The organism is Pseudomonas sp. PSKL.D1 (genome assembly GCF_028898945.1).
In the GTDB taxonomy this organism is placed as follows: domain Bacteria; phylum Pseudomonadota; class Gammaproteobacteria; order Pseudomonadales; family Pseudomonadaceae; genus Aquipseudomonas.
On the sequence record NZ_CP118607.1, the window covers coordinates 776,762 to 789,876 of the forward strand.

A 13,115-nucleotide genomic window follows, 5' to 3' on the forward strand; every position below is an offset into this window, starting at 1 on the left:
GCCCCGGCGAGGCCGCTCCTACAGGGGGTGTGCGGTGCCTTAGAGGTCGGTCTGTCGCAATCATGTGTATTAGAGACACATATGCGGTAGACCTAAAACGCACTTTTCTGTAAGCTACAGCTTTAGTGTGTCCACTAAAAGCGCGCAGCGAATTGAATTCAGCACATGAAAGCGGGGTGACGTGTCCATACGTCACTCCGCTTTTTTGCAACCTGCGATCGCCCTTTCATGCTTGATTTACGGGAGGTCTTCTTGACAAAGCCAGCCATACTCGCCCTTGCCGATGGCAGTATTTTCCGCGGTGAAGCCATTGGTGCCGACGGCCAGACCGTTGGTGAGGTGGTGTTCAACACTGCTATGACCGGCTACCAGGAAATCCTTACTGATCCTTCCTATTCGCAGCAAATCGTTACCCTGACCTACCCGCACATCGGCAACACCGGCACCACGCCGGAAGACGCCGAGTCGAACCGTGTCTGGTCCGCTGGCCTGGTCATTCGCGACCTGCCGCTGCTGGCCAGCAACTGGCGTAACACCCAGTCGCTGCCTGATTACCTGAAGGCCAACAACGTCGTTGCCATCGCTGGCATCGACACCCGCCGCCTGACCCGTATCCTGCGTGAGAAGGGCGCCCAGAATGGTTGCATCCTCGCCGGTGACAACATCAGCGAAGAAGCCGCCATCGCCGCAGCCCGTGCATTCCCGGGTCTGAAGGGCATGGATCTGGCCAAGGTCGTTTCCACCAAAGAACGCTACGAGTGGCGCTCCAGCGTGTGGGAGCTGAAAACCGACAGCCACCCGACCATCGATGCTGCCGACCTGCCGTACCACGTGGTTGCGTTCGACTACGGCGTCAAGCTGAACATCCTGCGCATGCTGGTCGCCCGCGGCTGCCGCGTGACCGTGGTGCCTGCCCAGACCCCGGCCAGCGAAGTACTGGCACTGAATCCGGACGGCGTGTTCCTGTCCAACGGCCCTGGTGATCCCGAGCCTTGCGACTATGCCATTCAGGCCATCAAGGAAATCCTGGAAACCGAGATTCCGGTGTTCGGCATCTGCCTCGGTCACCAGCTGCTGGCCCTGGCCTCCGGCGCCAAAACCGTGAAAATGGGCCATGGCCACCACGGTGCCAACCACCCGGTTCAGGACCTGGACACCGGCGTGGTCATGATCACCAGCCAGAACCACGGCTTTGCCGTTGACGAAGCCACCCTGCCGGGCAATGTCCGCGCCATCCACAAGTCGCTGTTCGACGGCACCCTGCAGGGTATCGAGCGCACCGACAAGAGCGCGTTCAGCTTCCAGGGCCACCCTGAAGCGAGCCCAGGCCCGACTGACGTCGCGCCACTGTTCGATCGTTTCACCGATGCCATGGCCAAGCGCCGCTGAGCATCCTGCATCAAGGCCCCGGGGCGGCTGTTGCCGCGCCCGGAAGCGCCTGACCCAGATTGTTCAAAGCGGCTTGCCGACTGACCCGCGGATTTGAGTGACAACCATGCCAAAACGTACAGACATTAAAAGCATCCTGATTCTCGGCGCTGGCCCGATCGTGATCGGCCAGGCCTGCGAATTCGACTACTCCGGCGCCCAGGCTTGTAAAGCCCTGCGCGAGGAAGGTTTCCGCGTCATCCTGGTGAACTCCAACCCGGCCACCATCATGACCGACCCGGCCATGGCCGACGCCACCTACATCGAGCCGATCAAGTGGCAGTCGGTGGCCAAGATCATCGAGAAGGAGCGCCCGGACGCGGTGCTGCCGACCATGGGTGGCCAGACCGCACTGAACTGCGCCCTGGACCTGGAGCGCCACGGCGTTCTGGAGAAGTTCGGCGTAGAGATGATCGGTGCCAACGCCGATACCATCGACAAGGCTGAAGACCGTTCGCGCTTCGACAAGGCCATGAAGGACATCGGCCTTGAGTGCCCGCGTTCGGGTATCGCCCACAGCATGGAAGAGGCCAATGCGGTGCTGGAGAAGCTCGGCTTCCCATGCATCATCCGCCCATCGTTCACCATGGGTGGTACCGGTGGCGGCATCGCCTACAACCGTGAAGAGTTCGAAGAAATCTGCACCCGCGGTCTGGACCTGTCGCCGACCAAAGAGCTGCTGATCGACGAATCCCTGATCGGCTGGAAAGAGTACGAGATGGAAGTGGTCCGCGACAAAAAGGACAACTGCATCATCGTCTGCTCGATCGAGAACTTCGACCCGATGGGTGTGCACACCGGCGACTCGATCACTGTAGCCCCGGCGCAGACCCTGACCGACAAGGAATATCAGATCATGCGCAACGCCTCGCTGGCGGTGCTGCGTGAAATCGGTGTGGAAACCGGCGGTTCCAACGTGCAGTTCGGTATTTGCCCGAACACTGGCCGTATGGTCGTCATCGAGATGAACCCGCGTGTATCGCGTTCGTCCGCCCTGGCTTCCAAGGCAACCGGCTTCCCGATCGCCAAGATCGCCGCCAAGCTGGCCATTGGTTACACCCTCGATGAGCTGCAGAACGACATCACTGGCGGCCGCACTCCGGCTTCCTTCGAGCCGTCGATCGACTACGTCGTCACCAAGCTGCCACGCTTTGCCTTCGAGAAATTCCCGAAAGCCGACGCCCGCCTGACCACCCAGATGAAATCCGTGGGCGAAGTCATGGCCATCGGCCGCACCTTCCAGGAATCCTTGCAGAAAGCCCTGCGCGGCCTGGAAGTCGGTGCCTGTGGCCTGGACCCGAAAGTCGACCTGGCCAGCCCGGAAGCCGCCAGCATTCTCAAGCGCGAACTGACCGTGCCAGGTGCAGAGCGTATCTGGTACGTCGCCGACGCCATGCGTTCCGGCATGACCATCGAAGAAATCTTCGAGCTGACCGGCATCGACCTGTGGTTCCTGGTGCAGATGGAAGATCTGATCAAGGAAGAGGAGAAGGTCAAGACCCTCGCCCTGTCGGCCATCGACAAGGACTACATGCTGCGCCTCAAGCGCAAGGGCTTCTCGGACCAGCGCCTGGCCAAGCTGCTCGGCATTACCGACAAGAACCTGCGCCGCCACCGCCACAAGCTGGAAGTGTTCCCGGTTTACAAGCGCGTTGACACCTGCGCCGCCGAGTTCGCCACCGACACCGCCTACCTGTACTCCACCTATGAGGAAGAGTGCGAGGCCAACCCGTCGACCCGCGACAAGATCATGATCCTGGGTGGTGGCCCGAACCGTATCGGCCAGGGTATCGAATTCGACTACTGCTGCGTACACGCAGCCCTGGCACTGCGTGAAGACGGGTACGAGACCATCATGGTCAACTGCAACCCGGAAACCGTCTCCACCGACTACGACACTTCCGACCGCCTGTACTTCGAGCCGCTGACCCTGGAAGACGTGCTGGAAGTCTGCCGCGTCGAGAAGCCGAAAGGCGTCATCGTCCACTATGGCGGCCAGACCCCGCTGAAGCTGGCCCGTGCCCTGGAAGAAGCTGGCGTGCCGATCATCGGTACCAGCCCGGATGCCATCGACCGTGCAGAAGACCGTGAGCGTTTCCAGCAGATGGTTCAGCGCCTGAACCTGCTGCAGCCGCCAAACGCCACCGTGCGCAGCGAAGAAGAAGCCATCAGCGCCGCTGGCGGCATTGGTTACCCGCTGGTCGTGCGCCCGTCGTACGTACTGGGTGGTCGCGCCATGGAAATCGTCTACGAGCTGGACGAACTCAAGCGCTACCTGCGCGAAGCGGTGCAAGTGTCCAACGACAGCCCGGTGCTGCTCGACCACTTCCTCAACTGCGCCATCGAGATGGACGTGGATGCGGTGTGCGACGGTACCGACGTGGTAATCGGCGCGATCATGCAGCACATCGAACAGGCCGGCGTTCACTCCGGTGACTCCGCGTGCTCGCTGCCACCTTACTCGCTGAGCAAGGAAGTGCAGGACGAAGTCCGCGTTCAGGTCAAGAAAATGGCCCTGGAACTGGGCGTGGTCGGCCTGATGAACGTTCAGCTGGCCTTGCAGGGCGACAAGATCTACGTGATCGAAGTCAACCCGCGTGCTTCGCGTACCGTGCCGTTCGTGTCCAAGTGCATTGGCACTTCGCTGGCAATGATCGCTGCACGCGTCATGGCTGGTAAGACGCTGAAAGAATTGGGCTTCACTCAGGAAATCATCCCGAACTTCTACAGCGTCAAGGAAGCCGTCTTCCCGTTCGCCAAGTTCCCAGGGGTTGACCCGATCCTCGGCCCTGAGATGAAATCGACCGGTGAAGTCATGGGTGTTGGTGACAGCTTCGGTGAAGCCTTTGCCAAAGCCCAGATGGGTGCCAGCGAAGTGCTGCCGACTGGCGGTACTGCCTTCATCAGTGTGCGTGACGACGACAAGCCACAAGTGGCAGGTGTCGCTCGCGACTTGATCGCCCTGGGCTTCGAAGTGGTCGCTACTGCGGGCACCGCCAAAGTGATCGAGGCGGCTGGCCTGAAGGTGCGCCGTGTGAACAAAGTGACCGAAGGTCGCCCGCATGTGGTCGACATGATCAAGAACGACGAAGTGTCCTTGATCATCAACACCACTGAAGGCCGCCAATCGATCGCTGATTCCTACTCGATTCGTCGCAATGCGCTGCAGCACAAAATTTACTGCACTACCACTATTGCGGCCGGTGAAGCCATCTGCGAGGCGCTGAAATTTGGTCCAGAAAAGACCGTTCGTCGCCTGCAAGATCTGCATGCAGGATTGAAAGCATGAGTATTACCAAATACCCGATGACCGTTCAGGGCGCTCGCGCCCTGGAAGAGGAGCACCTGTTCCTGAGCAAGACCGAGCGCCCGCGCCTGAGCCAGGCGATTGGTGAAGCGCGTGAGCTGGGTGACCTCAAGGAAAACGCCGAATACCATGCCGCCCGTGAGGAGCAGGGTATGGTTGAGGCGCGTATCCGCGACATCGAAGGCCGCCTGCAGAACTCGGTGGTGATTGACGTGACGACCATTGCCCATACAGGGAAGGTCATCTTCGGCACCACCGTGGACCTGGAAAACACCGAAACGGGTGATCAGGTGACTTACCAGATCGTTGGTGAGGATGAGGCCGACATCAAGAAGGGTAAGCTCTCGGCAGGCGCGCCGATTGCCCGTGCCATCATCGGCAAGGAAGAAGGTGATATTGTCGTCGTCAAGACGCCTAGTGGCACGGTCGAGTACGAGATTGTCGAAGTCAAGCACATCTGACCGGCGCCTGCGGGCGCCATCCCTTGAAGGGATCCTCTGGCAGCTGGCCCAGGTGTTCTGGGTTGGCGGCTTGTGGGTGTTCCACGTGGGGCTGGTGCCTGCGCTCAAGGTCAGTGGCCTGGCGCCGCTGCTAGTGCAGGATATCGCCGGGCAGATCGACCGCTGGTTGATCGGCGTGGCGTTACTTGGCTTGTTGACCCAGCTGGCTGTGCTGGCGAGGGTGGACGGCCTGGCGGCCTGGTGGCGGCAGTTTCGTGGCCAGATGCTGTTGCTCGGCTTCGGTGCCTGCGTAGGGTATTACACGTTGCGCTATGGCATTTCTGTAGGCGAGCGGTGGCAGATGTTCTGCTTCCTGGTGCTGGGCTTCTCCGGCATCGTGCTGGTGGCCCAACCGGTCCCGGTCAGGGCGCGTTCGCCGCGCCACTGACCGGAGCTACCGTTACTTGTAACGGTGGATGTTGGACAGCTGCTTGTTCGGCTGTGGGTTCTTGCGGTAGATCAGGGCTTTCTTGCCGATGGTCTGCACCAGCTCGGCACGGCCAGCCTTGCACAGTTCGGCAATGGTTTCGGCGCGTTCTTCGCGGTCTTCCGAGCGAATTTCGACCTTGATCAGTTCATGGTCGACGAGCGCGCGTTCCAGTTCGGCGATGACGCCTTCATTCAAACCGTTGCCAGCAACGATCAGGACCGGCTTCAGGTCATGACCAATGGACTTGTATTGCTTCTTCTGCTCGTTATTGAGCGGCATAATCTGACCCTTTCCGTCTGATTCTGTAAAATTGACCGGCATTTTACCCGAGGGCCACCGGCTCCGCCCAGTCAATCACGACGCATATCATCGAGGTGCCCCGTGGTACAACGTTCCAAAAGCAGCGCAAACTGGCTGCGAGAGCATTTTAACGATCCTTTTGTGAAGCAGGCGCAGAAGGACGGCTACCGTTCGCGCGCGAGCTACAAACTGCTGGAGATTCAGGAAAGGGACAAACTGATCCGCCCGGGCATGAGCGTGATCGACCTTGGCGCGGCCCCTGGTGGTTGGTCGCAGGTGACCAGTCGTCTGATTGGTGGCCAAGGCCGGTTGATTGCCTCCGACATCCTGGAAATGGACTCTATCGCCGATGTGACCTTCATCCAGGGTGACTTCACCCATGATGAAGTGCTGCAGCGAATTCTCGAGGCGGTCGGTGATTCGCACGTAGACCTTGTGATTTCCGACATGGCCCCCAATATGAGTGGTACGCCCGCGGTGGACATACCGCGTGCCATGTTCCTCTGCGAGCTGGCCCTCGATCTGGCGTCCCGCGTGCTCAAGCCCGGCGGTGACTTCCTGATCAAGATTTTCCAGGGCGAAGGTTTTGACGTGTACCTGAAGGACGTGCGCAGCAAGTTCGACAAGGTGCAGATGCGCAAGCCCTCTTCGTCGCGGGACCGTTCCCGCGAGCAGTACCTGCTTGGCAGGGGTTTCAAGGGGGCATGAAAGGCGTGAAACGGGGTGGCCGATAGTTAATTCCAATCGGCCACTACGTCAGGATCGTCCGAACTTCGTGTAGTCTAGGTTTCACAAAGGGTTACAGACGGTGCCTGCGGATGCGTGGGTAATGTAGTAAGTTAGGGCGATGAATATCATGCGAGGCACGGCTGCGTCGTGCGCCGGCCTCAGAGGGTAGCGAATTGAACGACATGGCAAAGAATCTGATCCTGTGGTTGATCATCGCGGCTGTCCTGGTGACAGTGATGAACAACTTCTCCAGCCCTAACGAGCCGCAGACCCTCAACTACTCCGACTTCATCCAGCAAGTGAAGGATGGCAAGGTCGAGCGTGTGACCGTCGACGGCTACATCATTACCGGCAAGCGCGCCGATGGCGACAACTTCAAGACCGTGCGCCCGGCCATTACCGACAACGGCCTGATCGGCGACCTGGTCGACAACCACGTGATCATCGAAGGCAAGCAGCCTGAGCAGCAGAGCATCTGGACTCAGTTGCTGGTGGCGAGCTTCCCGATCCTGGTGATCATTGCCGTGTTCATGTTCTTCATGCGCCAGATGCAAGGTGGTGCAGGCGGCAAGGGCGGGCCGATGAGCTTCGGCAAGAGCAAGGCGCGCCTGCTGTCTGAAGATCAGGTCAAGACCACCCTGGCTGACGTCGCGGGTTGCGATGAGGCCAAGGAAGAAGTGGGTGAGCTGGTCGAGTTTCTGCGCGATCCGGGCAAGTTCCAGCGCCTGGGTGGCCGTATTCCGCGCGGTGTGCTGATGGTTGGCCCACCCGGTACCGGTAAGACCCTGCTGGCCAAGGCCATCGCCGGTGAAGCGAAAGTACCGTTCTTCACCATCTCCGGTTCCGACTTCGTCGAAATGTTCGTCGGCGTGGGTGCCAGCCGTGTTCGTGACATGTTCGAACAGGCCAAGAAACACGCACCTTGCATCATCTTCATCGACGAGATCGACGCCGTTGGTCGCCACCGTGGCGCTGGCATGGGCGGCGGTCACGATGAGCGTGAGCAAACCCTCAACCAGTTGCTGGTAGAGATGGACGGTTTCGAGATGAACGATGGCATCATCGTCATCGCGGCTACCAACCGCCCGGACGTGCTTGACCCGGCGCTGCTGCGCCCCGGTCGTTTCGACCGCCAGGTGGTGGTCGGCTTGCCGGATATCCGTGGCCGCGAGCAAATCCTTAAAGTCCACATGCGCAAGGTTCCAATTGGCGAAAACGTCAATCCGGCAGTCATTGCTCGTGGTACCCCAGGTTTCTCCGGTGCCGACCTGGCCAACCTGGTCAACGAAGCCTCGCTGTTCGCCGCGCGTGCCAACAAGCGCCTGGTCGAAATGAAAGAGTTCGAACTGGCAAAAGACAAGATCATGATGGGCGCAGAGCGCAAGACCATGGTCATGTCCGAAAAAGAGAAGCAGAACACTGCTTATCACGAGGCTGGCCACGCTATCGTTGGTCGGCTGGTGCCGGAGCATGACCCGGTCTACAAAGTGTCGATCATTCCGCGCGGCCGCGCCTTGGGCGTGACCATGTTCCTGCCGGAAGAAGACCGTTACAGCCTTTCCAAGCGTGCACTGAACAGCCAGATCTGCTCGCTGTATGGCGGCCGTATCGCTGAAGAGATGACCCTGGGCTTCGATGGCGTCACCACCGGTGCTTCCAACGACATCATGCGTGCCAGCCAGATTGCGCGGAACATGGTGACCAAGTGGGGCCTGTCCGAAAAGCTGGGCCCGCTGATGTATGCGGAAGAAGAGGGTGAAGTCTTCCTCGGCCGCAGTGCAGGTAGCCAACACGCCAGCGTTTCGGGTGAAACCGCCAAGCTGATCGACTCCGAAGTGCGCAGCATCATCGACCAGTGCTATGCGACGGCCCAGCAGCTGCTGACCGACAACCGCGACAAGCTGGATGCCATGGCCGAAGCGCTGATGAAGTACGAAACCATCGACGCCGACCAGATCGACGATATCATGGCCGGCCGTACCCCGCGCGAACCGCGCGACTGGGATGACGACTCGGCTACGGGTGGCTCCGCGACTCAGGGCGACCGCCCGGAATCGCCGATCGGCGGCCCGGCGGCTCAACACTAAGGGCAGTTATGAGCTCACAGCTGTACCCAACCCGGTTGCCTTGTGGCAACCGGGTTCTTGATTTATCCCGCACCCATGTCATGGGTATTCTCAACATCACTCCCGATTCCTTCTCAGATGGCGGGCGCTTCAATCAGCGTGATGAAGCGTTGCGTCACGCAGAAGCGATGGTGGCGGCTGGCGCTACGCTGATCGACATCGGTGGCGAGTCGACTCGCCCTGGTGCGCGTGCGGTGTCGGTTACCGAAGAGCTGGAGCGCGTGGCGCCGATGGTGGAAGCCATCAACAGCCGGCTCGATGTGGTGATCTCCGTCGATACCTCCACGCCTGCCGTGATCCGTGAGTCGGCGCGCCTCGGCGCCGGGCTGATCAACGATGTGCGGGCACTGGAGCGCGATGGCGCTCTGGATGCTGCGGCAGATACCGGGTTGCCTGTGTGCTTGATGCACATGCGCGGCGAGCCGGGGAACATGCAGGACGATCCGCATTATCAGGATGTGACAGCCGATGTTACGCGCTATCTTGAACAGCGGATGGCTGCATGCGCGGCTGCCGGGATCGACGCTGACCGCATCATTCTTGACCCAGGCTTCGGCTTCGCCAAGACCTTGGCGCACAACCTCAGCCTGTTCAAACACATGGAGGCGCTCTATCGCCTCGGGCGCCCGCTGCTGGTGGGCGTTTCACGCAAAAGCATGATCGGCCTGACGCTGGATCGCCCGGTCGGCGAGCGGCTGTATGGCAGCCTTGCGCTGGCGGCATTGGCCATGACCAAGGGGGCCAGCATCCTGCGTGTCCATGATGTGGCCGAAACCGTTGATGTGGTGCGCATGATCGCTGCAGTGCAGAACGCCGAATAAGAACACTGGAGTTCCTATGAGCAGAAAATACTTTGGTACCGACGGCATTCGTGGCCGCGTCGGCGAATACCCGATCACGCCGGACTTCATGCTGAAGCTGGGCTGGGCGGCGGGCATGGCGTTCCGCAAGCAGGGTAACTGCCGCGTACTGGTTGGCAAGGACACGCGTATCTCGGGCTATATGTTCGAATCTGCCCTTGAGGCCGGCCTTTCTGCCGCCGGGGCGGATGTGATGTTGCTTGGGCCGATGCCAACACCTGCCATTGCTTACCTCACTCGTACCTTCCATGCCGAAGCTGGCATCGTGATCAGTGCCTCGCACAACCCGCATGATGACAACGGCATCAAGTTTTTCTCGGGGCAGGGCACCAAACTGCCCGATGAAGTCGAGCTGATGATCGAAGAGCTGCTGGATCAGCCCATGACGGTGGTCGATTCCAGCAAGCTGGGTAAGGTTTCCCGCATCAATGATGCCGCTGGCCGCTACATTGAGTTCTGCAAAAGTAGCGTGCCAAGCAGCACCAGCTTCGAAGGCCTCAAACTGGTGGTCGACTGTGCCCACGGTGCAACCTACAAGGTCGCACCCAGTGTGTTCCGCGAGCTGGGGGCCGATGTAACCGTGCTGCATGCGCAGCCTGATGGCCTGAACATCAACGAAAACTGCGGTTCGACCCATATCGAATCGCTGCAAGCCGCGGTGCTGATCGGCCATGCCGACCTGGGCATAGCCTTCGACGGCGATGGCGATCGTGTGCTGATGGTTGATCACACTGGCGCCATCGTTGATGGCGACGAATTGCTCTTCATCATTGCCCGGGACCTGCAGGAGCGGGGCAAGTTGCAAGGCGGCGTGGTAGGCACGCTGATGAGCAACCTTGGGCTTGAACTTGCACTCAAGGATCTGGATATCCCGTTCGTGCGCGCCAAGGTAGGCGACCGCTACGTCATGGCCGAGTTGCTGGAGCGTGACTGGTTGGTAGGTGGCGAGAACTCGGGGCATGTTGTGTGCTGCAACCACACCACTACAGGGGACGCCATCATCGCAGCACTGCAGGTGCTGATGGCGCTCAAGCGCCGCGGTGAAACCCTGGCCCAGGCCCGTCAAGCCCTGCGTAAGTGCCCGCAAGTGTTGATCAACGTGCGCTTCGCGGGTGGCGGTGTCGACCCTCTTGAGCACCCTGAAGTGAAGGCTGCCAGTGCCAAGGCAACCGAGGACATGGCTGGTCGTGGGCGTGTGCTGCTGCGCAAGTCCGGTACCGAGCCATTGGTGCGGGTAATGGTGGAAGGCGATGATGAAAATCAGGTGCGCACCCACGCCGAAGCCTTGGCCAAGCTGGTCGGCGAAGTTTGTGCCTGAAAGAGGCTTGCCAGCGCAGATCGGGTTGGGTAAGATCTGCGCCCACTTTGACCGTTGAGGTAAAGCATGCGTCGCCCCATGGTAGCTGGTAACTGGAAGATGCACGGTTCCCGCGCCAGCGTCGCTGAGCTGACCGAAGGCTTGAGTAATCTGGCCTTGCCGAGCGGAGTGGAAGTCGCGGTGTTCCCGCCGGCTTTGTTCATCAATCAAGTAGTTGATGGGCTGGCAGGCAAGGGCATTACCGTAGGCGCACAGAATTCAGCTGTAAAGCCCGAACAGGGCGCGCTGACCGGGGAAGTTTCACCGAGTCAGTTGGTTGAAGCAGGTTGCAAGTTTGTGCTGATTGGGCACTCCGAGCGTCGCCAGATTATTGGTGAAACCGAGGAAGTGTTGAAAGACAAGTTTGCAGCTGCTCAAACTAGTGGTTTAATGCCGGTGCTCTGCGTAGGGGAAACTCTCGAAGAGCGTGAGGCGGGCAAGACGCTGGAAGTTGTCGGGCGTCAACTAAGCAGTATCATCGACGCGTTCGGTGTTAAGGCTTTTGCCAATGCAGTAATTGCCTATGAGCCTGTTTGGGCGATTGGCACAGGTTTGACGGCTTCACCGCAACAAGCTCAGGATGTGCATGCTGCCATCCGTGCTCAGTTGGCGGCCGAAGACGCCGAAGTTGCCGCAAGCGTGCAGCTTCTCTACGGCGGCAGCGTGAAGGCAGCCAATGCGGCTGAGCTGTTCGGCATGCCGGATATCGATGGGGGGCTCATTGGTGGAGCGTCCCTGAACGCAGACGAATTCGGTGCAATTTGTCGCGCCGCAGGAAACTGAACAAATGCTGGAAACAGTTATCGTTGTTTTTCATCTGTTGGCAGCGCTCTCGCTAGTAGTGCTGGTGCTGTTGCAACAGGGTAAAGGTGCGGAAGCAGGTGCATCTTTCGGCGCAGGTGCTTCTAATACTGTGTTCGGAAGCCAAGGCTCTGCAACCTTCCTGAGTAAATTGACTGCTATACTCGCTGCCACTTTCTTTTTGACAGCACTTGGGTTAGGATACTTCGCGAAGCAACAAGCTCACCAGCTGAGCCAGGCGGGTCTCCCGGATCCAGCAGTACTGGAAGTGAAAGAGCAGCAAAAGCCGGCAGTTAATGATGATGTACCGGTGCTCCAAGAACAGAAGAGCAACACTACCAATGCTGGTGATGTTCCTCCTCCATCTGAAGAGCAGAAGTAACGGGTTTCAAGTAGTAGTATTGCCGAGGTGGTGGAATTGGTAGACACGCAACCTTGAGGTGGTTGTGCCCATAGGGTGTAGGGGTTCGAGTCCCCTTCTCGGTACCAATTAAAGCTTGAGAGCCCGCATTAGCGGGCTTTCTCGCAGGTGAAGGTTCGGATTTGACCCTCAGCAGGGTTCAGTCTTATACTTTCGCCCCAGCTTTGTCGCGGGGTGGAGCAGCTTGGTAGCTCGTCGGGCTCATAACCCGAAGGTCGTTGGTTCAAATCCAGCCCCCGCAACCAGCTTCAGCAGAGCCCCTTTTCAGGGGCTTTTTGCTAGCCGAACAGTTTACGGCGTCGTTGTCCAACGGCGCTTTCAGGGATGGGCGCTTCGCCCATTTTTTATTTGCACAGCATGCACGAGGGGGTTCAGGTGTCGAGCAAGCTAGAACAGTTGCAGGCCTTGTTGGCCCCGGTTGTCGAGGGCCTGGGTTATCAGTGCTGGGGGATCGAATACGTATCCCAGGGTAAGCATTCAGTCCTGCGTATCTACATCGACAAGGAAGGCGGCATTCTGGTGGAGGACTGCGAAGCGGTCAGCCGTCAGGCCAGTGCCATCCTCGACGTAGAAGATCCGATCAGCAGTGAATATACCCTTGAGGTGTCCTCTCCAGGCATGGATCGCCCACTGTTCACTCTGGAACAGTTTGCCTCGCATGCCGGCGAACAAGTGAAGATCAAGCTGCGTACGCCCTTCGACGGTCGTCGTAACTTCCAGGGCCTTCTCCGCGGTGTGGAGGAGCAGGATGTTGTGGTCCAGGTGGACAACAACGAGTACCTGTTGCCGATCGACTCGATCGACAAGGCCAATATTATTCCCAGTTTTGACTGAGACGTGCCGGGCCCGGCGGACT

General features: G+C 59.4%; 12 protein-coding genes and 2 tRNA genes. 13 read left to right on the plus strand and 1 reads right to left on the minus strand.

The genetic code is table 11. The annotated features are described in order from the left end of the window. Positions 1–252 precede the first annotated feature (252 nt). The 4 genes from carA to PVV54_RS03305 all read left to right on the plus strand — a co-directional run bounded on the left by carA (position 253) and on the right by PVV54_RS03305 (position 5,623). Positions 253–1,389: a glutamine-hydrolyzing carbamoyl-phosphate synthase small subunit gene (carA, locus tag PVV54_RS03290; protein ID WP_274908585.1), complete on the plus strand. Its 1,137-nt coding sequence runs from the start codon at positions 253–255 to the stop codon at positions 1,387–1,389. A 106-nt stretch (positions 1,390–1,495) separates the two neighbouring features. After that, on the plus strand, positions 1,496–4,717 hold the full coding sequence (gene carB / locus PVV54_RS03295) for a carbamoyl-phosphate synthase large subunit (protein WP_274908586.1): 3,222 nt from the start codon (positions 1,496–1,498) through the stop codon (positions 4,715–4,717). Then, positions 4,714–5,196 (plus strand): transcription elongation factor GreA, encoded by a 483-nt coding sequence (gene greA / locus PVV54_RS03300; RefSeq protein ID WP_189654514.1) that lies wholly within the window; start codon positions 4,714–4,716, stop codon positions 5,194–5,196. The genes carB and greA overlap by 4 nt, the downstream gene beginning before the upstream one ends. Further along, complete coding sequence (locus PVV54_RS03305; RefSeq protein ID WP_012053750.1) at positions 5,174–5,623, plus strand: hypothetical protein; 450 nt, start codon at positions 5,174–5,176, stop codon at positions 5,621–5,623. Before greA ends, PVV54_RS03305 begins: the two co-directional genes overlap by 23 nt. Positions 5,624–5,635: 12 nt before the next feature. On the opposite strand, the gene yhbY is transcribed toward PVV54_RS03305, so the two are convergent. After that, a complete protein-coding gene (yhbY, locus tag PVV54_RS03310) occupies positions 5,636–5,944 on the minus strand; it encodes a ribosome assembly RNA-binding protein YhbY (protein ID WP_003249945.1) in 309 nt (102 codons plus the stop codon). A 102-nt stretch (positions 5,945–6,046) separates the two neighbouring features. Here yhbY and rlmE point away from each other — a divergent pair, with 102 nt between their 5' ends. The 9 genes from rlmE to rimP all read left to right on the plus strand — a co-directional run bounded on the left by rlmE (position 6,047) and on the right by rimP (position 13,093). Then, positions 6,047–6,673 carry a 23S rRNA (uridine(2552)-2'-O)-methyltransferase RlmE gene (gene rlmE, locus PVV54_RS03315; protein ID WP_274908587.1) on the plus strand — a complete coding sequence of 209 codons (627 nt, stop codon included), beginning with the start codon at positions 6,047–6,049 and terminating at the stop codon, positions 6,671–6,673. 203 nt (positions 6,674–6,876) lie between these two features. Next, positions 6,877–8,781, plus strand: a complete 1,905-nt coding sequence (ftsH, locus tag PVV54_RS03320) for an ATP-dependent zinc metalloprotease FtsH (protein WP_274908588.1) — start codon at positions 6,877–6,879, stop codon at positions 8,779–8,781. 8 nt (positions 8,782–8,789) lie between these two features. Then, positions 8,790–9,641, plus strand: coding sequence for a dihydropteroate synthase (gene folP, locus PVV54_RS03325; protein ID WP_274908589.1), 852 nt, complete (start codon positions 8,790–8,792; stop codon positions 9,639–9,641). 16 nt (positions 9,642–9,657) lie between these two features. Next, positions 9,658–10,998 carry a phosphoglucosamine mutase gene (gene glmM, locus PVV54_RS03330; RefSeq protein ID WP_274908590.1) on the plus strand — a complete coding sequence of 447 codons (1,341 nt, stop codon included), beginning with the start codon at positions 9,658–9,660 and terminating at the stop codon, positions 10,996–10,998. Between the two features lie 66 nt (positions 10,999–11,064). Continuing rightward, a complete protein-coding gene (gene tpiA / locus PVV54_RS03335; protein ID WP_274908591.1) occupies positions 11,065–11,820 on the plus strand; it encodes a triose-phosphate isomerase in 756 nt (251 codons plus the stop codon). 4 nt (positions 11,821–11,824) lie between these two features. After that, the gene (gene secG, locus PVV54_RS03340; protein WP_274908592.1) at positions 11,825–12,220 is read left to right on the plus strand and encodes a preprotein translocase subunit SecG; all 396 of its coding nucleotides are present in this window, start codon (positions 11,825–11,827) and stop codon (positions 12,218–12,220) included. 21 nt (positions 12,221–12,241) lie between these two features. Next, a tRNA-Leu gene (locus tag PVV54_RS03345) sits at positions 12,242–12,327 on the plus strand. Positions 12,328–12,427: 100 nt separating this feature from the next. After that, positions 12,428–12,504: transfer RNA gene (locus PVV54_RS03350), tRNA-Met, on the plus strand. A 130-nt stretch (positions 12,505–12,634) separates the two neighbouring features. Then, a complete protein-coding gene (gene rimP / locus PVV54_RS03355; protein ID WP_274908593.1) occupies positions 12,635–13,093 on the plus strand; it encodes a ribosome maturation factor RimP in 459 nt (152 codons plus the stop codon). The last annotated feature ends 22 nt before the right edge of the window (positions 13,094–13,115 follow it).